Here is a 22,601-nt window from a genome sequence, read left to right as displayed (position 1 = left end):
ATGTCGATGCAGGAAACACCGTCGTTAATGATGGGACTCTTCGCGCTGATGCAGGCGCTGATAATGCTGGCGCTCGCGCCGCTGTTCACCGGGATCTCCCGCCAAATCCGCGCCCGGATGCACTCGCGCCGTGGCCCTGGCATTTGGCAGGACTACCGCGATATGGGCAAGCTGTTCAAGCGCCAGGAGGTGGCTCCGGCGCAGTCGGGCGCCATCTTCCGCGTGATGCCTTATGTACTGCTGAGCAGCATGTTGCTGGTGGCGATGACGCTGCCCATCGTCACGCGGACGTCGCCGTTTGCCGGTGCGGGAGACTTGATCACCCTGCTCTATCTGTTCGCACTGTTTCGCTTCTTCTTCTCGCTGTCTGGTCTGGATACCGGTAGCCCGTTTGCCGGGATCGGTGCCAGCCGCGAACTGACGCTGGGCGTATTGGTAGAACCTACGCTGATCCTGGCGTTATTGGTGGTGGCGCTGATTGCCGGTTCCACCAATATCGGCAGCATCAGCGTCACCCTGACCGAAGGATGGAGTTCTCCAACGGCCACCCTGCTGGCCATGCTGGCCTGCGGTTTCGCCGCGTTTATCGAAATGGGCAAAATCCCCTTCGACGTGGCAGAGGCGGAACAGGAACTTCAGGAAGGGCCGCTGACCGAATACTCCGGCTCCGGCCTGGCGCTGGTGAAATGGGGGATCGGTCTCAAGCAGGTGGTAGTGGCCGAGCTGTTCCTGGCGGTGTTTATTCCCTTTGGCAAGGCGGTGGAACTGACGGTGCCCGCGCTGGCGCTGGCGGCAGTCATCATGCTGGCCAAACTGCTGGCGGTGTTTGTCATCGCCTCCATTGTTGAAAATACCTTGGCGCGTGGGCGGTTCTTGTTGACGCATCACGTTACCTGGCTCGGTTTTGGCGTAGCGGCGCTGGCCTTTGTCTTTTACCTAACCGGTCTGTAGCCGCCAGGAAACCCATTATGGAAAATACGCTCTGTTTGCAATATACCGCCCTCGCCACGCTGTTGCTGCCGTTTATCGGCGCGCTGCTGACGGCCTGCGTGCCGCAACGGATGGCCAAGTGGATCTGTACCCTGTTTGCGCTGTTGGCCACGCTGGGGACGGTGATTATCGGTTGGTTATTCCTGGCCCATGGCAAGGCGGATACGACCATCACGCTGCTGCAATACGGCAACGTGGCGCTGTTCGGTTTTATCATCGACCGCATCAGCACGCTGATTGTCTTCGCGGTGGTGTTTCTTGGCCTGCTGGTCAGCCTGTATTCCACCGGTTACCTCACCATGGCCAACCGCGAACATCCCCACGAGGGCAGCAACCGCTATTACGCTTTCCTGCTGATCTTTATCGGCGCGATGGCCGGGCTGGTGATGTCCTCCACCATTCTGGGGCAGTTGCTGTTCTTCGAGATCACCGGCGGCTGTTCCTGGGGGCTGATTAGCTACTACCAGACGCCGAAGGCACAACGCTCGGCCATGAAGGCCCTGCTGATCACCCATATTGCCTCAATCGGCTTATACCTGGCGGCGGCGACGCTGTTCCTCAATACCGGCACCTTCGCCCTGAGCGCCATTGCGCAGCTCAACGGTACGGCCAGCCTGGTCGTATTTGGTGGCATCCTGTTCGCGGCCTGGGGGAAATCGGCCCAGCTTCCTTTGCAGGCCTGGCTACCCGATGCCATGGAAGCCCCTACCCCGGTGAGCGCCTATCTGCACGCCGCCTCGATGGTGAAAGTGGGCGTCTACATCTATGCCCGCGCCATCCTTTCTGCGGATGCGGTGCCGCATATTATCGGCTGGGTCGGCATCGTCATGGCGACTATTACCCTGATTTACGGTTTCCTGATGTACCTACCGCAGAAGGATATGAAGCGCCTGCTGGCCTGGTCCACCATCACCCAGCTCTCCTATATCTTCCTGGCGTTATCCATTTCCATCTTCGGTTCCAAAACTGCCTTTCTTGGCGGCGTGGCCTACATCTTTAACCACGCGTTTGCCAAGAGCCTGTTCTTCCTGGTGGCCGGAGCGCTGAGCTACAGCTGCGGCACCCGGATGCTGCCCCGCTTGCAGGGCGTGATGAGCAAGATGCCGCTGCTGGGCGTGGGATTCTGCGTGGCCGCGCTGGCGATCACCGGGGTGCCGCCGTTTAACGGCTTCTTCAGCAAGTTCCCGATTTTTGCCGCCGGTTTTGCACTGTCGCGCGAGTTCTGGCTGATGACGCCGCTGATGGTACTGGTGCTGATCGAGTCGGTCGCCAGCTTTGCCTGGTTCATCTATTGGTTTGGGCGCGTTATTCCCGGCAAACCCAGTGATGAGGTGGCACAGGCCGCTCCGCTGCCGCTGGTGATGAGCGTGGTGCTAGTGATTCTGATCGCGATGTCGGTAAGTTCCAGCGTGATTGCCGTCGCCTGGCTTGGATAAGGGAGTTGATTATGACTGGTTCACTGATCGTCAATAACCTCGCGGGGCTGATGATGGTCACCTCGCTGCTGGTGATTGGCGCCAAACGGCCCGTGGCCTCGTGCTGGCTCTATGCCTTGCAGTCGCTGCTACTGGTGCTGATCTTCTTTACGCTAGGGCAAACCCTGGGCGCCCACCAGCTCACGCTGTGGGCGATCAGCGCCTTTATCACCAAGGTGGTGCTGGTGCCGGTGATCATGGCCTATGCCTTTCGCAAAATGGACGATCCCTCGGCGAACGGCAGCCTGATCGGCCCGGTGATGCTGATGCTGGCTGCGGCGGTGATTGTGCTGCTGTGCTGGTTTGTGGTGGAGCCGGTGCAGGTGCCGCTGCTGGCCTCGCTGAAACCGGCGCTGGCGGTATCGCTGGGACATTTTATGCTCGGCCTGCTGTGCATCGTCACCCAACGCAACATCCTCAAACAGGTGTTTGGTTACTGCCTGATGGAAAACGGATCGCACCTGACGCTGGCACTGCTGGCGAATCGCGCGCCGGAGCTGGTGGAGATTGGCATCGCCACCGATGCCATTTTTGCGGTGATCGTGATGGCCGTGCTGGCGCGCAAAATCTACCGCACGCTCAACACGCTGAATGTTGAACAACTGACGGCGTTGAAGGGATGAGATGATGAGTAATTCCACCATGCTGTTTCTATTACTGCTGACGCCGCTGGCCTTCTCGCTGTTGACCTTTGCCTGTCGGTTGCTGGGCAATGCGGCACGGGCCTGTGTAACGCTGCTGCACTTTGTCGGTATCATGCTGCTGCTGGCAGTTTCCCTGTGGGTGGTGATGCAGGTATACCAGCAAGGCGATATTCTGGCTGCCGGGCGCTGGCTGCACCTGGATAGCCTCAGCGCCCTGTTCCTGGCAATCCTCGGCATCATCGGCTGCCTTACCGGGCTTTACTCTATTGGCTATATGCGCCATGAGGTCGATGAAGGCGAGATATCGGTAGCGACGCTGTGCCACTACTACGGCTTCTTCCACCTGTTCCTGTTCACCATGCTGCTGGTGATCACCAGCAATAACCTGATCCTGATGTGGGCGGCCATCGAAGCCACCACGCTCAGCTCGGCGTTTCTGGTGGGGTTGTACGGGCAGAGCTCCTCGCTGGAGGCGGCCTGGAAATACATCATTATCTGTACCGTCGGGGTGGCCTTCGGGCTGTTCGGCACCATTCTGGTATACGCCAACGCGGCCAGCTTTATGCCCGATCCCAACGACGCCATCTTCTGGACGGAAGTGCTCAAGCACGCCACGCAGTTGGATCCGATGCTGATGCATCTGGCGTTTGTGTTCATCCTGATTGGCTTTGGCACCAAAACCGGGCTGTTCCCGATGCATGCCTGGCTACCGGACGCCCACAGTGAGGCACCAAGCCCCACCAGCGCCCTGCTCTCTGCCGTACTGCTCAACTGCGCGCTGCTGATCATCATCCGTTACTACATCATTATCAGCACCACGCTGGGCCATGACTTTACCGGCACTCTGTTGATGGTGTTTGGCTTCCTTTCTGTCGCAGTGGCGGCCTTCTTTATTCTGGTGCAGCGCGATATCAAGCGGCTGCTGGCCTACTCCAGCGTGGAGAACATGGGGCTGATCGCCGTGGCGATCGGCATCGGTGGCCCGCTGGGTATTCTGGCGGCTCTGCTGCATACCCTGAACCACAGCCTGGCAAAAACCCTGCTGTTCTGCGGCTCTGGCAACGTGCTGCTGAAGTATGGCACCCGCGATATTACCGTGGCGAAAGGGATGCTGAAATGCATGCCGTTCAGCGCCGTGTTGCTGGCAGGGGGAGCCCTGGCGCTGGGCGGTATGCCGCCGTTCAACATTTTCCTCAGTGAATTTATGACGGTCACCGCCGGGTTGGCGGCTGGCCATATTACGTTGACCATCGTCTTGTTGCTGCTGCTGACGGTGGTGTTGGCCGGGTTGGTCCGCATGGTGGCCAGCGTGCTGTTCGGCGCCAAACCAGAAGAGGTCAACAAAGGCGAACTGGGGATACTGACGACCTTACCGATGCTGATCCTGCTGGTATTGATGCTGGTAATGGGCACCCATATCCCGCAACCGGTCAGCCGACTGCTGGAAAACGCGGTCCACATCGTGATGAACAACAAGCCTGGCACTCATGCCCAGCCACTGAGCTGGCCATGGGCCGTTCAGAATCATTCCTCTGCGGCCGAACCTCAGGCAGGAGAAGTAAAGTGAGCTACGAAACCCACGTATTGACCCTCAACAACGACGAGAAACTCGGCAAAGGCTACCTGGCCAAAGTGCGCGAGAAGTTCCCCTCCGCCCTGCTGGATGCCGAGTGGCAAACCGCCAACCAGGTCACCATCACGGTCAAGCTGAACTCATTACCCGAGATTGTGGAATACCTCTATTACCCGCTAGGCGGTTGGTTGCCGGTACTGTTTGGCAATGACGAACGTACCTTGACCGGGGACTTCGCCGTCTACTACGTGCTGTCGATGGAGGAAGGAGAAAAGTGTTTTATCACCGTCAAGGCTCAGGTTAGCGCCATCACGCTGGAGTTTCCGTCGGTTACCCCACGCGTTCCCGCCGCCGTATGGGGCGAGCGTGAAATCCGCGATATGTACGGTTTGATCCCAGTAGGGTTGCCGGACGAGCGCCGTCTGGTGCTGCCGGACGACTGGCCGGACGATCTTTACCCGCTGCGTAAAGACACCATGGATTATCGCCAGCGCCCCGAACCAACCACCGATGTGGAAACCTACCCGTTTGAAAATGCGGCCACCGGCGAGTCGCGCGTGGTCCCGATCGGGCCAATGCACATTACCTCCGACGAGCCAGGGCATTTTCGCCTGTTTGTTGACGGCGAGCGCATTGTCGATGCCGACTATCGGCTGTTCTACGTGCACCGAGGCATGGAGAAGCTGGCCGAAACCCGTATGGGCTATCAGGAGGTCACCTTCCTGTCCGACCGGGTCTGCGGGATCTGCGGCTTTACCCACAGCGTGGCCTATACCACCTCAGTGGAAAATGCGTTGGGGATCTATGTACCACCCCGCGCCCATGCCATTCGCAGCATTCTGCTGGAGGTCGAACGGCTGCACAGCCACCTGCTGAACATCGGGCTATCCAGCCACTTTGTCGGTTTCGATACCGGCTTTATGCAGTTCTTCCGCGTGCGTGAAAAGTCGATGACCATGGCGGAGCTATTGACCGGATCGCGTAAAACCTATGGGCTCAACCTGATCGGCGGCGTGCGCCGCGATATCCTCAAAGAACAGCGAGTTAAAACCATCAAGCTGATCCATGAGATGCGCGCAGACGTGACGCAACTGGTTGAGATGCTGCTCGCCACGCCGAATATCGAGCAGCGCACCAAAGGCATTGGCCTGTTGGATCGGCAGATCGCTCGCGACTACAGCCCGGTGGGGCCGATGATCCGCGCCAGCGGTTTCAAGCGCGATATGCGCTTTGACCATCCTTATGCCAACTACGGTTCGTTGCCGAAAACGCTTTTCACCTTCGACGGCTGCGACGTCTATTCGCGCGTGATGGTACGCGTGCAGGAAGTGCTGGATTCGCTGGCGATGATCGAATACGGCCTGGATAACCTGCCGGGCGGCCCGCTGCTCACCGAAGGTTTCCGCTACCAGCCGCACAAGTTTGCCTTGGGCTATGCCGAAGCCCCGCGCGGTGAAGATATCCACTGGAGCATGCTGGGGGATAACCAGAAACTGTTCCGCTGGCGCTGCCGGGCGGCCACCTACGCCAACTGGCCGGTGCTGCGTTATATGCTGCGCGGTAATACGGTTTCCGATGCCCCGCTGATTATCGGCAGCCTCGATCCCTGCTACTCCTGTACCGACCGCGTCACGCTGATCGATATCAACAAGCGCAAAGCGAAGACCGTACCGTACAAGGAGATTGAACGCTACGGGATCGAACGCACCCATTCACCGTGCAAGTGAGGGAGACAGCATGCTGAAACTGTTTAAAACCATCCTGAAGGCCGGTGAAGTCACGGTGAAATACCCGTTTAAGCCGCTGGAAGTGTGCCCGGGGTTTCGTGGCAAGCCAGAGTACGATCCTGAGCAGTGTATCGCCTGTGGTGCCTGCACCGTGGCCTGCCCGGCCAATGCATTAACCATGGAAACCCATGAGGCCAGCGGCGAGCGCGTCTGGCAGTTGTTCATTGGCCGTTGCATCTTCTGCGCACGCTGTGAAGAAGTTTGCCCGACGCGGGCGATCCGGCTGTCGGAAGAGTTTGAAATGGCGGTGATGCACAAGCCCGATCTGTATATCCGCGCCACCTTTACCCTACTCAACTGCCGTAGTTGCCAGCAGCCCTTTACGCCAACCAAATCGGTGAATTACGCCCTGGCGTTACTGGCCCACGCGGGCATGGGCACCGACGGCATTGAGGCCTTACGGCCCCAGTTCGAGACCTGCCCCGCTTGCAAGCGTAAACAGGCTCTGAGCCAGCATCGGCCAATGAAACTGAGCCAGCCGGCGGGAGCGAAATAATATGACGATGCCCGATATCAAGGTCAATCATCACCGCAGCACGCCGATCACCGTTGATGAACAGACCGCCAAACTCAAAAGCAAGCTGCTGAAGGATATCAAACGCTCGGCCTACGTTTATCGCGTGGACTGCGGCGGCTGCAACGGCTGTGAGATCGAGATCTTCTCCGCCATCACGCCGGTATTTGATGCCGAGCGTTTTGGCATCAAGGTGGTCCCCTCACCGCGCCATGCCGATATTCTGCTGTTTACCGGCGCGGTCACCCGGGCCATGCGCGTGCCCGCGCTCAGAGCTTACGAATCAGCCCCCGATCCAAAAATCTGTATCTCTTACGGGGCCTGCGGCTGTGGCGGCGGGATTTTCCACGATCTGTACTGCGTCTGGGGCGGCAGCGAGTCGATCGTGCCGATTGACGTGTGGATCCCCGGCTGCCCACCGACGCCTGCCGCTACGATCTACGGCTTTGCCGTGGCCCTGGGCCTGCTGGAGCAAAAGCTGAAGGGCGAAAACCACCTTGAGCAGGTAGACGAAAAGGCAGCATTGCTGCTGCCTGGCATCCCACTGCATACCCGCGTACTGATTGAACGCGAGGCACGCCGTCTGGCGGGCTACTACCAAGGCCGCATCATCAGTGACCGTTTCCTCTCCCTGTTGGCCGGAGCCAGCATGGATGCGGCCACGTTGCGCCTGGAAGAATGGTTGAAACAGGAAAACGACCCTCGTCTGCGCGAGATTGTCGCTTGCCTGATTGATTGCCTGCAACAGGAGCTGACCCATGCAAAATGAAGGTAAGGCGGTGTTCTGGTCGTTACGCCAGAAGTTTCTTGATAGCGATGACGACATGCCTGCCCAGGCGCAGCAGGTGATGTATTACTCGCTGGCGATTGGCCATCACGTGGGGGTGATTGACTGCCTGAACACCGAGTTGAGCTGCCCATTGCCGCAATATCAAGCCTGGGTTGAGCTGTTCCCGGAAGGTGAGGCCCAACGCAAGATGCGTGGCCTGCTGACCTTTGGCGAAATCACCATCGACTCCACCCACACCAGCCTGCTGGCCAATGCTCTGGCCCCGTTGATTGATAGCCAACCGGCGCCCTTTAGCGAATGGAGTACCAAGCTGCTCGGCCTGCTCGCCGAGATTGAGCGCGAGCCTGCTATCTATCTGATTGTGAAAAAGGTGACGACCCCATGAATGTCGTCCTTACCGTAGGCAATAGCATGATGGGTGACGACGGTGCCGGGCCATTGCTGGCCGAAATGATGGCTGACGCGCCAATCGAGGGTTGGATCGCCGTCAACGGCGGTTCCACCCCCGAAAACGTCACGCATCAGATCCGCGATCTTAAGCCCAGCCGGTTGGTGATTGTCGATGCCACCGATATGGAGCTGGCTCCTGGCGAAATCCGTATCGTCAATCCTGACGATATTGCCGAGATGTTCTTTATGAGCACCCACAATATGCCGCTCAATTTCCTGATCGACCAGCTACGTGAGGATATTGAGGAAGTGATATTTCTCGGCGTTCAGCCGGACGTGGTGATGTTTTATTTCCCGATGACGGAGAAAGTGACACAGGCGGTACGGGCGATTTATCAGCGGTTATCAATATGGGATACGGGAGAAGGTTTTGAGCAGTTGTAAACCTCTGCCAATGATTATCGAGTAATACAGGCGTGCCATTAATCCACATCAAGTCAGCGTGGCACAATTTATGCTTCAAATAAGTGAGACACATTTTTCGTCACCGCGGAGATTTTCAGACCGAGTGGCGTGTTGAGCAATGTCGAACAGGTTTAAACAAGGAGTGCTGGAGATGAAAACAGTCATCACGGTCTGCCCCTATTGCGCTTCAGGTTGCAAAATCAACCTGATAGTCGACAACGGCAGGATCGTTAAGGCCGAAGGCGCTAACGGCGTGACCAATCAGGGCGAGCTATGCCTGAAAGGGTATTACGGCTGGGATTTCGTTCACGATACCAAGATCCTGACGCCACGGCTGAAAACGCCGATGATCAGGCGGGAACGAGGTGGCAAACTGGAGTCGGTGTCCTGGGAAGAGGCCATTGAGTTCGCCAGTTCACGCCTGCTGGCCGTTAAAGAGAAATACGGCCCGAATGCGATTATGACGACCGGTTCCTCACGTGGGCCCGGCAACGAAGCCAACTATGTGATGCAGAAATTTGCTCGCGCCACCGTCGGTACCAACAATATCGACTGTTGCGCACGCGTCTGACACGGCCCCTCGGTTGCAGGTCTGCAGCGATCGGTCGGTAACGGCGCCATGAGTAACTCAATCTGCGAGATTGAGGATACCCAGTGTATTTTTGTCTTCGGCTATAACGCCGCGGACTCACATCCTATTGTCGCCCGCCGCATTCTCAAGGCGAAGGAGAAAGGAGCCAAAGTTATTGTTTGCGATCCGCGCTATATCGAAACGGCGCGTATTGCGGATATCCATTTACCGTTGAAAAACGGTTCCAACATCGCCCTGATCAACGCGCTCGCTCATGTGATGATTGAGGAGAACCTATACGATCAGGCGTTTGTTGAGCAGCATACCGAGCAGTTCGATGAGTATCGCGCCATCGTGGCGGACTACCCACCGGAGTCGGTTGAAAAAACCACGGGCCTTACCGCTCAGCAAATCCGTGAAACGGCACGCATGTATGCCAGCGCGCCGACGGCCACCATCCTGTGGGGCATGGGCGTCACCCAGTTCTATCAGGGCGTGGAAACCGTGCGAGCGCTGACCAGCCTGGCGATGCTGACCGGTAACCTGGGCAAGCCGAACGTCGGGGTTAACCCGGTGCGCGGGCAGAATAACGTTCAGGGTGCCTGTGATATGGGCGCGTTGCCAAACACCCTGCCCGGCTATTTCCAGGTCACGGATGCCGAGGCACGGGAAAGGTTTGCCAACGCATGGGGGATCGACGCGATGCCAGCCGAGATCGGCTATGCGTTGAGCGAAGTGCCGCACAATATCGACCATGGCAAACTCAAAGCGCACTACATCATGGGGGAAGATCCGCTGCAAACGGAGCCGGATTTAGCCACCATCCGTAGAACCTTTGAGAAGCTGGATTTGCTGATTGTGCAGGATATCTTCATGACCAAAACCGCCGCAATTGCCGACGTTGTTTTCCCGGCAACCTCCTGGGGCGAGCATGAAGGGGTGTATACCGCGGCAGACCGCGGCTTCCAACGCTTCTATAAGGCGGTGGAGCCGGTGGGCGATGTGAAGACGGACTGGCAGATCATCAGCCTGATGTCGACGGCCATGGGTTACCCGATGCACTACAACAACACGCAGGAAATCTGGGACGAACTGCGCGAGCTGTGCCCACTCTACTATGGCGCTACCTACGAGAAGATGGCGGATCTGGCCTACATTCAGTGGCCATGCCCAACGTTGGATCACCCAGGTACCCCTTATCTGTACGAAGGCGGGGAATTCTCTCGGCCCGGTGGCAAAGCAGAGTTCTTTACCTGTGAATGGGCTCCGCCGATCGATCAGCTCAGCGATGAGTTCCCGTTCGTGCTGTCGACAGTACGCGAAGTGGGCCATTACTCCTGCCGTTCGATGACCGGCAACTGTAAGGCACTGGTCGCGTTGGCCGATGAACCAGGCTATGTACAGGTCAACTCGGAAGACGCCGCACGGCTAGGGATTGAGGATCAGGCCTTGGTGTGGGTACGTTCACGTCAGGGCAAAGTCATTACCCGTGCCAACGTCAGCGAACGTCCTAACCGGGGTGCGATCTACATGACCTACCAATGGTGGATCGGTGCCTGTAACGAGCTGGTGGCGGAAAACCTCAGCCCGATAACCAAAACGCCGGAATACAAATACTGTGCCGTGCAGATTGAGCCGATTAAGGATCAAGGGCAGGCAGAATACTATGTTCAACAGGAGTACAGCAAGATCAAACAGCGCCTCCGCGAGGCCGCTGCGGGCTAATCTGTAAAAGCCGAACCTCAGGGACGAGGTTCGGCTTTCCACGCATCTCTCACCACCCGCTATTCATCCTTACACTTCTGCCAGTGGCTGCCATACTAAAATTCTTAATAGACGATTTATCCCGTGGCTCATAAACCCGCACAATACCCCCTTACTTTGTCCTGGATTGATCGTTTTCAACGATCGGTCTGATCTTATTGATCTGTACAACCAATTATCTTTGTCTTTCCGCCACCTATAAGATCGCCTTTTATCGTTCTCTGGGATATATCAGCAAAATATGACGTTCGCGATGAGTGCTGGCAAGGCCGTGTTACCTGACCGTCGCTTGCCCAACGGACTACTGCACCGCGATCGGGTACAGCGCATCCTGGTTATCAAGCTGCGTCACTTTGGTGACGTCCTGCTAACTACCCCGTTGCTCAGTACGCTGCGCGCCAATTACCCCAACGCCCTGATTGACGTGCTGGTGTATGACGGCACCGAGGCGATGCTGGCGGGCAATCGGGATGTCTATCTGACCTATACCGTCGATCGCAGCCTAAAACGGCAGAGCTGCAAGGCACAGTATCGCGGTGAGCAAGCCCTGTGGAACAGCCTCAACACTGGCCACTACGATCTGGTGATTAATCTGTCCGACCAGTGGCGGGCGGCGTTGTATTGCCGCTTTCTCAAACCGTCGTTCAGCCTGGGTTTTGCTTACTCCAAGCGTAATAACCGGCTGTGGCGGGCTTGCCATTCGTTGTTGGTGCCGGTGGACGGACATAACCAACGGCACACCGTGCTCAATAACCTCTCGATTCTGTCCCCGTTGGCCTTACCCACCTTGGTAACCAAGGTGACCCAGGCTTACCGGCAGCGCGATGTCGATGAGATTGACCGCCTCAGCCAACATCATCACCTGACGGATTTTGTGCTGATCCAGCCTACTGCGCGCTGGGCGTTCAAAACCTGGTCGGTGGCGGGATTCACACGGGTTATCGACCATCTCACCGCCAGCGGAGAAACCGTGGTGCTGACCTGCGGGCGTTCTGCCGATGAGATCGCCTTGATAGCCACCATTCTGGCCCACTGCGCCATGCCACAACGGGTGGTCAATCTGGCCGGTCGCCTGGACCTGCCGGAGCTTGCCGTCTTGATCGATCGGGCGAAGCTGTTTATCGGGGTGGATTCGGTAGCGATGCATATGGCCGCCGCCTTGCAGACGCCTTCCGTCGTGCTGTTCGGCCCCAGCAATCTGCAACAGTGGTTGCCCTGGCAGGCTCCGCACATCCTGTTATGGGCAGGCAACTACCGCTCATTACCACACCCCGACGAGGTGAACACCGCTACCTCGGAACGTTATCTGGACGCCATTCCCGCCAGTGAGGTTATCCGGGCCATAAACCGCCAGCTCACCTGCCTGGAAATCCCAACTTCCCGCACGGTGAATGACACCGTGTTTAATTAACCCTGATTTGAGCCACTCCATGCCATCCACCGAACCCTATTCCGTATCGTTACTCTCCCCTGCCCGCCTTCGGCTATTTGGCTTCACGGCATTTTTGCTCGGCGTATCCCTGCCGACCTCCAATGCGCTGATGAATGCTTCGCTGGTGTTAGCGGCGCTATGTCTGCTGTGGCAGCGTGACTTTCGCCACCTGATGCCTTTGCTCAAACAACCGCTGGTATGGCTGCCCGCATTGATGTTTGCACTGCTGGCCGCCTCGTTATTGACCCAGCACCACGAATACGGCCCGAAGATGGTCGGCAAGTATCAAAAGCTACTGTTTGTGTTGCCCTTGGCACTGTTCTTTATCACCGACTCCAGGCTTATCACCCGCTTTATCAGCGGTTTTCTGATCGCCAATGCCGTGATACTGGCGATCAGCCTGATTTCGGGGGTCGGGCATGTAACGCTGGGTGGCCTCGATCCGCAGAATCCAACGGTGTTTAAACTGCAGATAACCCAGAACGTGTTTATGGCGTTTGCTGCATTGATATGGCTAACCCGCGCTTTTGCGCAATCAGGTGTGCTGCGTTGGTGCTATGGGGCATTGGTTCTACTGGCAACGGCGAACGTACTGCTGATGGTACAGGGGCGTACCGGCTATGTGGCGCTATTGGTCGGCGTGGGGCTTTGGTTGCTGCTGACGCTGCCCCGCTGGCAGCGGCTGGGGGTACTAGCCTGTGGTTTGCTGCTGGCCATTATGCTGATTTTTATCCCCAATAGAGCGACGGAGCGCCTGACGCTCGGCCTTGCTGAGGTACGCAATTGCGTGTTGGCCCCGGCAGAGCAGGCCTATCAGGCTTGCGACAACTCGATGGGACAGCGCACCGCCTTTGCCCGCGAATCGCTGCGCCTGATAAAACAGGCCCCGCTGCTGGGTAACGGGGCCGGGAGCTTCTGGTATGGTAACGCGCAGACCGGTTACGGCGTGCATAACCCGCACAATGAATACCTGCTGGAAACGGTACAAAATGGCTTGCTGGGGCTGGCGCTGTTTCTGGGCTGGATGTGGTGCTGCTTCCGAGCAGCCTGGCGGCAACCAACAGCCTGCCGCAATCTGATGGTTGCCGTGCTCGGCAGTTATCTGGCCTGCCACCTGTTCAACTCGTTCCTGCTCGATTCCGCCGAGGGGCATCTGTTTATGGTATTGGCTGCCGTGCTGGCAGGCTACCGAGTTACTTCGTCCCAGCCAGATCCTGCTCGACGTTAAGGTCTGTGGAAATGCCGTCACTGGCTGACCGGTACTGCAATGCAGGACCGGTCAGCGATGCTTAGGTTATTTCCTTTTCGCTGACAATGACTTTTGACACCAGGCCATAGTCGATCGCTTCTGCCGCTGGCATCCAAAAATCGCGCTCAATATCGTGCAAAACCTTTTCCAGCTTCTGCCCGGTTTGGCTGGCGATCAAGGCCGCGATCCTTTCCCTGATGCGGATAATTTCTCTGGCCTGAAGTGCCACATCGGTAGCCTGACCGCCAATACCGCCGCTAGGCTGGTGGATCAGAAAACGGGTATTGGTCAAACAGAAGCGGCGTTCCTTGGGGACCGCCAAGAACACATTAACTGCGGCGCTCCCTACCCAACCGCTGCCGATCATATTGACAGGGGCACTAATAAAGCGGACGACATCGTGGATCACATCACCCGACTCTACATGGCCGCCTGGTGAACAAATCAGGAAATTAATCGGCTCGCAAGCCTCGTCGGACAGCGCCACCAGTTGCTTGACGACATTGTAGGCCACCGTGTCGTTGATTTCCCCAAACAACAAGATAGTTCGCGACTTGAAGGTTCTCTCGTCCAAAAAGCCATCGCGCTGAGGGGGACTTATTGCCGTTTTTTCTGCCATCTTATACCTCGTCTGTTTTATGGATCGTCCCCGCCATCAAGCTCGGGGTCCGTGGTTAGTGCAGCACTTTACTCAACCGGATGACTAATGACTGGTGAGCGAGTAGCCCTGAATTCTGGCGCCAGAGTCGCCAGGGCCAATATCGCCAAGCCGGCACCAATCCATAATGCTCCCGGTAAGCCCAGTCCTGCGCTGATACCTGCTCCGCCAATCCAGGAACCAACCATAACACCCAGCATAATGCAGGCCGTATGTACCGAATTAACCAACATGTTGTTCCGGCCAACCCGCGCGCCACGCGTCACCAAAGCTGGATTCATCGACACCCCCGTCAGGCCAATCACCACCAGCGCCGCCACGGCAACCGCTTTGATTTGGCCGAACATGGCAAAGATAACCATAGCAGCAATCGTTGCCACCAGGCCGACAACAATCACCGCGATGGTATGCGCATCAGCCAGCCGGCCCACGATAGTGTTCCCTACCAGCGTTGCAAGGCCGTAGATGACGAGCAGGAGTGGCACCGTTGCCGGTGAGAAGCCGCTGATATCGGTCAGGATCGGTACGAAGTAGGTGAAGCCAGCGAAAGTCGCGCCAATAAGCAGCAGGCTGGTTGCGTAGATCCCCCACAGTTTACCGCTTTTGAACGCGGCCAATTCCGATCTCAGCGATGACGTACCTGATGGCGCTGGCATCGCTGGCATCACCTTAATGACCAGCAGCCCAACCAGTAAGGCAATGACGGCCACGGCCATGAAGCTCACGCGCCAGCCGAACCATTCCCCCAGCAAAGTCGCGCCTGGCAGACCGAACACGGTCCCCACCATTAAACCGCCGAGGACTACTGACGCCGCCCGGGCAAACAGCTTCTGGTCAACAAGTTCAGCGCAGGTTGTCAGTGCCACACCGAAGAACGCCGCAGCGGCAATACCGGTGATGACCCGTGCAACAACCATGATGTTATAACCTTGTGCCATAGAACCAATGACTTGGCCAACGATGAACAAGGCAATTAACCCGAGCAACGCATTTTTCCGGGAGACTTTGAGTAGACCCACCGTCAGCAGTGGTCCACCAATAGCCATCGTGCCAGCATAGATCGTCACCAGATAGCCAATGGCCGGAAATGACACGTTAAACTCCGCCGATAATTCAGGCATTAATCCTGAAACCATATATTCGCTGGTCGTGAGCGCGAAAATGCCCGCACCGAGCAGATAAACTATAAAAGGCATGGTAATTAACCCTCCCGTAATTCAGTGATGGAAAAAATGAGAGATATCGCCATGCATAAGAGGATGCCAATACTGGTTACATAGGGCATAAGGACTTCCTTGTCATTGTTATCTTACCAATTAATAACGAAATTAATTCACAACAAAACATTAACAATCTATACGCCTGAATATTCCCCCTGTCAAATTAAGTGATAATCCGCTGTACGCTTGATCGGCTGGTTCAAAAGTCACTTAATTAATTGAACGAGAAAATATAATTCAGAATAATATTCATTATTTTTATATTTCTTTTCCAGGCTTGATCCGCCCTATATATCCAGGAATTTCTTTTGCAGGTTTGCGAGAGCTGGCGAATGGAGCCCTCAATAAGCAAATGTGTAAGGTTGATAGCCGCTGTACGAGGCCTAATCCAATGCCGGAAAAACGCCGATGATGTGGTGCCCCCTTTTTCTCCAAAGATTTAAGAGGAAGATGTAAAATGCCCTCTTAAATCCCGGAAGAAGATACGGCTTGTCTTGAGTTAATTCAGTTTGGCTTTGGAAAAATCACTGCCCATCAAGCTGACGCTATAGCCACTAACGTTGCTGCGCGTGGCATAGAAGGTTTTGCCATTCGCCAGCGCTATCCACGGAGCCTGCTGGTAGAAGATTTCCTGCGCCTGACCGTAGAGTTTTGCTCGTTCGGCAGGGACGCTAGTCAACCTGGCCTGCTGTACCAGACCATCATAGGTTTTATCGCACCAGCGCGCGGCATTCGAGCCGGTTTTGATGCTGTTGCAACCCAGCAGCACCTCGGCAAAGTTATCCGGATCGCCATTATCAGACATCCAGCCAAACAGTGCGGTGTCATGCTCGCCCTTACGCATACCGGCGAGATACTCTCCCCACTCGTAAGAGACGATTTTCGCCTTCACGCCAACCTTTTCCCAGTCGCTTTGCAGCATTTCCGCAATACGCTTGGAGTTCGGGTTATACGGGCGCTGCACCGGCATTGACCACAGCGTGATCTCAAAGCCTTTTTCCAGCCCGGCCTGTTTCAGCAACGCCTTGGCTTTTTGCGGATCGTAGCCGTAATCCTGCAGGTCTTTATCAAAGCCCAGCATATTTGGCGGCAACGGCGATTTCGCCACCGTGGCAGAACCTAAAAATACCGCGTTAACTATCGCCTTTTTGTCAGTCGCGTAGTTTAGGGCTTGGCGTACCAACACGTTATCTAGCGGTTTTTTCTCGGTGTTAAATGCCAAGTAACCGACGTTCAGTGCATCCACCTTATGTAGGGTCAGGTCTTTGTTTTTATTGATTTCATCAAACTGTACCGGAGCCGGCGCGGGGATAATCTGGCACTCGTTGGTCTGGAGTTTCGCCAGGCGCGTCTGTACGTTCGGCGTTATGGAGAAGATCAGATGCTTGGTCGGCACCTCTCCATCCCAGTAATTAGGGTTGGCAGCATAGCGGATCAGTGAATCGACTTTATACTGCTGCAAAACGTAAGGGCCGGTGCCGATTGGCCAGGTATCCACGTATTCTGGCGTGCCTTTTTTCAGCATCGCATCGGCGTATTCGGCAGAAAGAATCGACGCAAAGTCCATCCCCCAGTCTGCCAGAAACGCGGCGTTCGGATCGCTCAGAACAAACTGAACGTGATAATCGTCCAGCTTTTTCACTTCCTTAATCAGCGTATCCAGACCTACGTCGTGGAAATATTCGTAATTACCCTGCGATACCTTGTGGTATGGGTGATTTGGGTCTTTCTGGCGTAACACCGAAAACACTACGTCGTCAGCATTAAAATCGCGGGTCGGCTTGAAGTTTTTGTTGCTGTTGAATTTCACCCCTTGGCGCAGGGTAAAGGTGTAGGTTTTGCCGTCCGGAGAAATCTTCCATTCGGTCGCCAATGACGGCGTTGGCGTGTTGTTAACCGGATCGAAATTGATTAAGCGGTTATACAGCACCTGCGAGCTGGCAACGAACGTTGGGCCAGAGCTGGCAATCTGCGGGTTGAACGACTCCGGTGACGCCTCGGAGCAATAAATCAGCGTATCGTTGGCCGCAGCCATGGCAGCACTTGCCGGTAAGAGTGTACTCAGCGCCAGCGCGAGCAGCGTTTTCCCTGTAGACATGGTCATCGCCTTGTTTGACTTTTTTCAGGCGACAATCTCAGCACGGACGGGGAACCCAGGCAAATAACCAATTGCTCTCAGGTTATGCCAAAACCGTTGTTTTTGCTGTTTTATTCAGCTAAGCGGGCGCAGCAATGCCACGCCCCAACAAAGTGAACACCCTCAGCTCAGCAGCAGCCCATCATCATCCAGCTTTTCGCCACGGGTTTTCTCAAACATCGCCAACAGATCGGTAACCTGCATGTTCGCCCGTTGCTCACCGACAACATCCAGCACCACCCGCCCCTGGTGCAACATCACGGTTCGATGGCCATGATCCAAAGCCTGCCGCATGGAGTGTGTCACCATCAGTACCGTCAATTGCTGCTCGGCGACAATACGGTCGGTCAGCGCCAGCACAAAAGCCGCCGTTTTAGGATCGAGCGCGGCGGTATGCTCATCCAGCAAGAGCAAACGAGAAGGCTGTAGCGACGCCATCAACAGACTGACCGCCTGACGCTGCCCGCCAGACAGCAGGCCCATGTGATCCCCTAAACGATTCTCCAGCCCCAGTTCCAACGTGGCCAACTTGTCACGGAACAGCTGCCGCTGTTTGCTCTTGACCGCCCGCTGAAATCCTCGCGTTTGACCCCGCTGCAGAGCCAGTGCCAGATTCTCCTCAATGCTCAGCCCCTCACAGGTTCCCGCCAGTGGATCCTGGAATACACGGGCAACCATACCGGCACGACGCCAGGCGGGCATCAGGGTAACGTCCTGTTCATCAATAAACACTTGGCCGCGATCGGGGGTAATATCACCGCTGACCGCATTGAGCAGCGTAGACTTCCCTGCCCCGTTACTGCCAATGACCGTCACAAACTGCCCTGCCTCAATGTTCAAAGACAGGCCACGTAATACCGGGTTCTCCAGCGGGGTTCCAGGGTTAAAGGTTTTAAACAACTGCTCGGCACGCATCATGATGGCTGCCTCCCCCGCTTGCTTTTCAGTTTTTGTTTTAACTTCGGCAGGACCAGCGCCAACGTAACCAGGAGCGCGGTGATCAGATTCAGATCCTGCGCCTGCAAGCCGATAAAGTCTGCATTCAGGGCCAGAGCGATCATCAGGCGGTACAGCAATGCCCCTAACAGGGTTGCCATAGTGATCAGGAACAGGCTACGGGCAGGCAACAGCGTCTCACCAATGATCACCGCCGCCAGCCCGACGACGATGGTGCCGATCCCCATGGAGATATCCGCGCCCCCCTGAGTCTGTACGTACAGTGCCCCCGCCAGCGCTATCAGCGCATTGGACACCGCCATGCCGATCACCGTCAGCCGACTGGTCGCAATCCCCTGAGCGCGCGCCATGCGCGGATTCGCTCCGGTAGCCCGCAGCGCAAGGCCGACTTCTGAGGTCAGGAACGCGTCGAGCGCCAGTTTGACGACGACGACCACCACCAACAGCAATAACGGCTGGATCAGCCAGGCGTTGTCCTCAACCTGGCTGATGAAAGGAGTGAAAACGCTGGGTAAGCCGATCAGGGCCAGGTTTGGCGCGCCCATAATGCGCAGGTTGATGGAATACAGGGCGATCATCACCAAAATACTGGCTAGCAGTTGCAAAATACCGAGCCGCACGTGCAGCCAGGCCGTCAAACAGCCAGCACCGGCACCCGCGATAGCCGCCAGCAAACATGCCAGCCAAGGGTTATAACCGCTGACAATCATCACCGCGGCAACCGCGCCCCCTAAAGGGAAGCTGCCATCGGCCGTCAGATCGGGAAAATTGAGCAAGCGAAAGGAGATCAATACGCCCAACGCGACCAGCGCAAAGATCAGGCCGATCTCCAAAGCGCCCATCAGGGAAATTAACGACATGCGTACCTCATAAACAGCTTGGCCCGCCACCTGCGGCAGGCCATTTACACCCGATGTAAACCATCATTCAACGCAGATCGTTATTTGATGACTTCTTGTGCTGATTGCACCAGTTCCGCTGGCAGAGTGACCCCCTGCTTCTGGGCGGCGGCAGGGTTCACGCTCAGGCTGAGCTTGTTACCTACCTCAGGAGCTATGGCACCTGGCTTCTCGCCCTCTAACAGACGGACGACAATTTTACCGGTCTGACGGCCCAGATCGTAATAGCTCATCCCCAACGCCGCAGCTGCACCACGTTTGGCAACGCTATTGTCACCGGCGATCAACGGGATTTTAGCCTGATTGGCAATGCCGACCAGCGACTCGTAGGTGGAGATAACGTTGTTATCGGTATTGGTGTAGATCACGTCGACTTTGCCTACCAGGCTTTTGGCCGCTGGGGCTACGTCGATGGTACGTGCGGCAGGGACCTCAACCAGCGTCATCCCGCGTTTGGTTAATTCATCTTTCAGCTCTTTGACCACCACCGTCGAGTTGACTTCCCCTGGGCTGTAGACCATACCGACCCGCTTGGCATCGGGTTTAACCTGCAAGATCAGATCGACCTGTGGGCCAATGGCGACGCTGTCTGAAACGCCGGTAACGTTGGTGCCACTCGGCTGCCAGCTACTGACCAGCTTGGCCGCCACCGGGTCGGTTACCGTGGTAAACACCACCGGTATGGTCTTGGTAGCCGCCACTACGGACTGCGCCGCAGGCGTTGAAATCGCCACTATCGCATCGGGCTTGTCACCGATAAATTTACGCGCAATCTGCCCGGCGGTGGCCGTATTTCCCTGCGCGCTTTGGAACTGGACCTTGACCTTATCCTTGTCATACCCCGCAGCCTTTAGCTCATCAATCACCCCATCACGGGTGGCATCCAATGCCGGATGGTCAACGATAGAGAGGATCGCCACGGATTTCGGCGCAGCCGCGTAACTGCTGACAGCAAATAAAGCGGCGGCGAGAGCTACAAAAATATTTTTATTATTCAAAGGCATGGTCATATCCTTTTCAAGTTGGCGTGGGTGCCAGAGGGGGTGATTAATCATCCTAGCACAGTGTTTTATCGCCATCTATCGGATAACGTTTTGTTATCATGTGGTTAACATACAGAATGAGAAGAAAACACTCGGGCCGGTTACATGGGGCAGTGATTCGGGTCACAATCCGCCACTGTTGGCCTCTCGTGTTCGATGCGTAGGCCATTAAACAGCGCCCACACCCCGCGTAGCGAGCGGGTAATGGGCACCGATAAGAACACATTAACCGCGGCGCTCCCTACCCAACCGCTGCCGATCATATTCACCGGAGCGCTAATAAATCGGATGACATCGTGGATCACATCACCCGATTCTACATGGCCACCAGGTGAACAAATCAGGAAATTAATCGGCGCGGAGGACTCGTCAGACAACTCCAGCAGCCTTGCAACAATCACCAGCCAGCCGGCAAATAACCAAACAGTGACGCAATTGCATAGACCGCACTTCCCAGATACAGCAGAACAATACTCACCTGCAACAGCGGATGCGTGATCCAGTTACATTGCCAGAGCGGTATCTGGTCGCCATTTTTGCGGGCGCCCCGCAAAATCAGTATCGGCATGATCGACAAGATCACGCCACTGAAGACACCGGCGAAATACAACGCATTGACGAAAGAAACCAGACCACTGTAAGCCAGCGCGAACGGTGGCAAAACGACTACCATCAACACGCCGAAGCGGCGCAACGGCCGTTCGTCGTCCCCCAACCTGAACTTATCGAAAATATTACTCACGAAGCTGCCGCCCAACCCCCAGTAGGATGTCAGCATGGCACATAGCGCAAAGATATTGGCAGAGAAGAAAGCCCATTGGCCGAGCGCCTGCCCCCACGAGATCGTCGCCACGTCAGAAATATTACCCAACCCACTGAGCGCGATCACCGACATCGGCACCACTGCCAACAGCACAAAAGTCGTTACCATCCCGACAATAATGGCCTTGGGAAGTTGTTCTGGCTTATTCGCAAAACCACGCGCCATCTCAGGCACAATATATTGGGCAGAAAAACAGAACACCACCACACTGAACACGGGCACCATAAAGAGCCAATCACCGTCAAGCAGGTTGCGCATCTGGGTGGTCTCTTTCAATAGCGTCGCGATAACCAGAGCGCTCAACATGACAACCATGCCGATACTGATAAACTTTTCGCCACGACCAATGGCCTTCAAGCCGAGATACAGAACCAACGCCGCTGGGATAAAAAACAGCAGGCTGCCGAGCGCAGGCGAAATGCCGAGCAGGGATTGCAATAATTTGCCGCTACCAGACATGTAAGCGGTAAGCGCGCCGATACTATTGACACATACTGAAGCGAACATGACCCATGAAGCAAAACCGCCGACATAGCGCTGGGCCAAGCCGCTTAGCTGCAGATGTTCTCGGGTACGAAGGGTGGATTCAGCGACATACAGCATAGAGATGGTGGTTACACAGCCAACCAGTACCAACCAGAATAGCAAAGGTAAATAACCTGCTTTACTGGAAGCGTACGCGATAGAAAGCACGCCTGCACCGATATTAGTGCCGACGATCATTGCGACCCCTTCAAGAAAAGTCAGTGATTTGACGGGTGCAAGAGTCCGTTCCCCTGCGGCTAATGCCGGGGAAATGCCGATGTTTTCGCAAGACATATATCATCCTTTGATACCCGGTAGCGTTAATGACCAGGAAAAGTTAGCGTCTAGAGGGTTGGCCGTTACTTTTCATTCACAAAAATGAAACAACCTCACTTGGTTATACAGTGTACGGCCCTATAAACGAGTGCCAATCACGATTACTTGAGGGATCCAATTGTGTTCTTTAAGGGGGAATTATTATTGCAGCGATTCAGCGAACAGCCTGATGGCAAGCGGCATCGCGACTTTATGACGCGAGCCGCACCAGCGATCTTTGTGCTTCGGGCGATTATTGTCTGGCTGGTGTGTACGAGGATTTTTGCAGGACGTGATCAGAGGGCATAAAAAAGTGTGGGAAAGTCGTCAAATGGTTCGCCTGCTGAGGTTAGGATAACCAACATCATTTCATAACAATC

The 22,601-nt window shown here is 55.9% G+C and carries 20 protein-coding genes; 12 read left to right on the top strand and 8 right to left on the bottom strand.

The annotated features are described in order from the left end of the window. The 12 genes from KGP26_RS10820 to KGP26_RS10765 all read left to right on the top strand — a co-directional run bounded on the left by KGP26_RS10820 (position 1) and on the right by KGP26_RS10765 (position 13,623). Positions 1 to 951: a respiratory chain complex I subunit 1 family protein gene (locus tag KGP26_RS10820; RefSeq protein ID WP_305801998.1), complete on the top strand. Its 951-nt coding sequence runs from the start codon at positions 1 to 3 to the stop codon at positions 949 to 951. A gap of 17 nt (positions 952 to 968) precedes the next feature. After that, the gene (locus tag KGP26_RS10815; RefSeq protein WP_094982351.1) at positions 969 to 2,426 is read left to right on the top strand and encodes a hydrogenase 4 subunit D; all 1,458 of its coding nucleotides are present in this window, start codon (positions 969 to 971) and stop codon (positions 2,424 to 2,426) included. A gap of 11 nt (positions 2,427 to 2,437) precedes the next feature. After that, complete coding sequence (hyfE, locus tag KGP26_RS10810) at positions 2,438 to 3,088, top strand: hydrogenase 4 membrane subunit (RefSeq protein WP_024529686.1); 651 nt, start codon at positions 2,438 to 2,440, stop codon at positions 3,086 to 3,088. 4 nt (positions 3,089 to 3,092) lie between these two features. Next, positions 3,093 to 4,676 (top strand): hydrogenase 4 subunit F, encoded by a 1,584-nt coding sequence (locus tag KGP26_RS10805; protein ID WP_223665643.1) that lies wholly within the window; start codon positions 3,093 to 3,095, stop codon positions 4,674 to 4,676. Continuing rightward, on the top strand, positions 4,619 to 6,409 hold the full coding sequence (locus KGP26_RS10800) for an NADH-quinone oxidoreductase subunit C (RefSeq protein ID WP_179247932.1): 1,791 nt from the start codon (positions 4,619 to 4,621) through the stop codon (positions 6,407 to 6,409). The genes KGP26_RS10805 and KGP26_RS10800 overlap by 58 nt, the downstream gene beginning before the upstream one ends. 10 nt (positions 6,410 to 6,419) lie before the next feature. Further along, on the top strand, positions 6,420 to 6,965 hold the full coding sequence (gene hyfH / locus KGP26_RS10795; protein WP_209527695.1) for a hydrogenase 4 subunit H: 546 nt from the start codon (positions 6,420 to 6,422) through the stop codon (positions 6,963 to 6,965). Position 6,966: 1 nt separating this feature from the next. Then, positions 6,967 to 7,752: an NADH-quinone oxidoreductase subunit B family protein gene (locus KGP26_RS10790; protein ID WP_223665429.1), complete on the top strand. Its 786-nt coding sequence runs from the start codon at positions 6,967 to 6,969 to the stop codon at positions 7,750 to 7,752. After that, positions 7,742 to 8,158, top strand: coding sequence for a formate hydrogenlyase maturation HycH family protein (locus KGP26_RS10785; protein WP_021804853.1), 417 nt, complete (start codon positions 7,742 to 7,744; stop codon positions 8,156 to 8,158). Before KGP26_RS10790 ends, KGP26_RS10785 begins: the two co-directional genes overlap by 11 nt. After that, positions 8,155 to 8,607: a hydrogenase maturation peptidase HycI gene (hycI, locus tag KGP26_RS10780; protein ID WP_179247928.1), complete on the top strand. Its 453-nt coding sequence runs from the start codon at positions 8,155 to 8,157 to the stop codon at positions 8,605 to 8,607. Before KGP26_RS10785 ends, hycI begins: the two co-directional genes overlap by 4 nt. 172 nt (positions 8,608 to 8,779) lie before the next feature. After that, entirely contained in the window at positions 8,780 to 10,924 is a 2,145-nt protein-coding gene (fdhF, locus tag KGP26_RS10775; protein ID WP_223665428.1) for a formate dehydrogenase subunit alpha, read from the top strand. Between the two features lie 280 nt (positions 10,925 to 11,204). Further along, positions 11,205 to 12,374, top strand: coding sequence for a putative lipopolysaccharide heptosyltransferase III (gene rfaQ / locus KGP26_RS10770; RefSeq protein WP_371824944.1), 1,170 nt, complete (start codon positions 11,205 to 11,207; stop codon positions 12,372 to 12,374). Positions 12,375 to 12,393: 19 nt separating this feature from the next. Continuing rightward, complete coding sequence (locus KGP26_RS10765; RefSeq protein ID WP_223665427.1) at positions 12,394 to 13,623, top strand: O-antigen ligase; 1,230 nt, start codon at positions 12,394 to 12,396, stop codon at positions 13,621 to 13,623. A 61-nt stretch (positions 13,624 to 13,684) separates the two neighbouring features. Here the strand turns inward: KGP26_RS10765 and KGP26_RS10760 are convergent, their stop codons facing one another. From KGP26_RS10760 to KGP26_RS10725, 8 genes are all read right to left on the bottom strand, one after another. Then, on the bottom strand, positions 13,685 to 14,263 hold the full coding sequence (locus KGP26_RS10760) for an ATP-dependent Clp protease proteolytic subunit (protein WP_059200429.1): 579 nt from the start codon (positions 14,261 to 14,263) through the stop codon (positions 13,685 to 13,687). Between the two features lie 68 nt (positions 14,264 to 14,331). Continuing rightward, complete coding sequence (locus tag KGP26_RS10755) at positions 14,332 to 15,498, bottom strand: MFS transporter (protein WP_223665426.1); 1,167 nt, start codon at positions 15,496 to 15,498, stop codon at positions 14,332 to 14,334. Between the two features lie 523 nt (positions 15,499 to 16,021). Then, positions 16,022 to 17,620 carry an ABC transporter substrate-binding protein gene (locus KGP26_RS10750; protein ID WP_223665425.1) on the bottom strand — a complete coding sequence of 533 codons (1,599 nt, stop codon included), beginning with the start codon at positions 17,618 to 17,620 and terminating at the stop codon, positions 16,022 to 16,024. 162 nt (positions 17,621 to 17,782) lie between these two features. Next, a complete protein-coding gene (locus tag KGP26_RS10745; protein ID WP_021178434.1) occupies positions 17,783 to 18,577 on the bottom strand; it encodes an ABC transporter ATP-binding protein in 795 nt (264 codons plus the stop codon). Then, the gene (locus tag KGP26_RS10740) at positions 18,574 to 19,476 is read right to left on the bottom strand and encodes an ABC transporter permease (RefSeq protein ID WP_021178435.1); all 903 of its coding nucleotides are present in this window, start codon (positions 19,474 to 19,476) and stop codon (positions 18,574 to 18,576) included. Before KGP26_RS10740 ends, KGP26_RS10745 begins: the two co-directional genes overlap by 4 nt. An 80-nt stretch (positions 19,477 to 19,556) precedes the next feature. After that, positions 19,557 to 20,519 carry an ABC transporter substrate-binding protein gene (locus tag KGP26_RS10735; RefSeq protein ID WP_024485282.1) on the bottom strand — a complete coding sequence of 321 codons (963 nt, stop codon included), beginning with the start codon at positions 20,517 to 20,519 and terminating at the stop codon, positions 19,557 to 19,559. 140 nt (positions 20,520 to 20,659) lie between these two features. Then, entirely contained in the window at positions 20,660 to 20,959 is a 300-nt protein-coding gene (locus tag KGP26_RS10730) for an ATP-dependent Clp protease proteolytic subunit (RefSeq protein WP_223665424.1), read from the bottom strand. Then, positions 20,956 to 22,200, bottom strand: a complete 1,245-nt coding sequence (locus tag KGP26_RS10725) for an amino acid permease (protein ID WP_223501265.1) — start codon at positions 22,198 to 22,200, stop codon at positions 20,956 to 20,958. The genes KGP26_RS10730 and KGP26_RS10725 overlap by 4 nt, the downstream gene beginning before the upstream one ends. Between the last annotated feature and the right edge of the window lie 401 nt (positions 22,201 to 22,601).

Source organism: Serratia sp. JSRIV002, assembly GCF_019968725.1.
In the GTDB taxonomy this organism is placed as follows: Bacteria; Pseudomonadota; Gammaproteobacteria; order Enterobacterales; family Enterobacteriaceae; genus Chania; species Chania fonticola_B.
The sequence above is the reverse complement of the archived record's forward strand: the minus strand, read 5'-3'. Positions and strand labels throughout refer to the sequence as shown.

What these genes read in the sequence shown, in the direction of transcription:
- KGP26_RS10820 (WP_305801998.1), top strand. Translation starts at nt 1, where the DNA reads ATGTCGATGCAGGAAACACCGTCGTTAATGATGGGACTCTTCGCGCTG.
- KGP26_RS10815 (WP_094982351.1), top strand. Translation starts at nt 969, where the DNA reads ATGGAAAATACGCTCTGTTTGCAATATACCGCCCTCGCCACGCTGTTG.
- hyfE (WP_024529686.1), top strand. Translation starts at nt 2,438, where the DNA reads ATGACTGGTTCACTGATCGTCAATAACCTCGCGGGGCTGATGATGGTC.
- KGP26_RS10805 (WP_223665643.1), top strand. Translation starts at nt 3,093, where the DNA reads ATGAGTAATTCCACCATGCTGTTTCTATTACTGCTGACGCCGCTGGCC.
- KGP26_RS10800 (WP_179247932.1), top strand. Translation starts at nt 4,619, where the DNA reads ATGGGCCGTTCAGAATCATTCCTCTGCGGCCGAACCTCAGGCAGGAGA.
- hyfH (WP_209527695.1), top strand. Translation starts at nt 6,420, where the DNA reads ATGCTGAAACTGTTTAAAACCATCCTGAAGGCCGGTGAAGTCACGGTG.
- KGP26_RS10790 (WP_223665429.1), top strand. Translation starts at nt 6,967, where the DNA reads ATGACGATGCCCGATATCAAGGTCAATCATCACCGCAGCACGCCGATC.
- KGP26_RS10785 (WP_021804853.1), top strand. Translation starts at nt 7,742, where the DNA reads ATGCAAAATGAAGGTAAGGCGGTGTTCTGGTCGTTACGCCAGAAGTTT.
- hycI (WP_179247928.1), top strand. Translation starts at nt 8,155, where the DNA reads ATGAATGTCGTCCTTACCGTAGGCAATAGCATGATGGGTGACGACGGT.
- rfaQ (WP_371824944.1), top strand. Translation starts at nt 11,205, where the DNA reads ATGACGTTCGCGATGAGTGCTGGCAAGGCCGTGTTACCTGACCGTCGC.
- KGP26_RS10765 (WP_223665427.1), top strand. Translation starts at nt 12,394, where the DNA reads ATGCCATCCACCGAACCCTATTCCGTATCGTTACTCTCCCCTGCCCGC.
- KGP26_RS10760 (WP_059200429.1), bottom strand. Translation starts at nt 14,263, where the DNA reads ATGGCAGAAAAAACGGCAATAAGTCCCCCTCAGCGCGATGGCTTTTTG.
- KGP26_RS10755 (WP_223665426.1), bottom strand. Translation starts at nt 15,498, where the DNA reads ATGCCTTTTATAGTTTATCTGCTCGGTGCGGGCATTTTCGCGCTCACG.
- KGP26_RS10750 (WP_223665425.1), bottom strand. Translation starts at nt 17,620, where the DNA reads ATGTCTACAGGGAAAACGCTGCTCGCGCTGGCGCTGAGTACACTCTTA.
- KGP26_RS10745 (WP_021178434.1), bottom strand. Translation starts at nt 18,577, where the DNA reads ATGATGCGTGCCGAGCAGTTGTTTAAAACCTTTAACCCTGGAACCCCG.
- KGP26_RS10740 (WP_021178435.1), bottom strand. Translation starts at nt 19,476, where the DNA reads ATGTCGTTAATTTCCCTGATGGGCGCTTTGGAGATCGGCCTGATCTTT.
- KGP26_RS10735 (WP_024485282.1), bottom strand. Translation starts at nt 20,519, where the DNA reads ATGCCTTTGAATAATAAAAATATTTTTGTAGCTCTCGCCGCCGCTTTA.
- KGP26_RS10725 (WP_223501265.1), bottom strand. Translation starts at nt 22,200, where the DNA reads ATGTCTTGCGAAAACATCGGCATTTCCCCGGCATTAGCCGCAGGGGAA.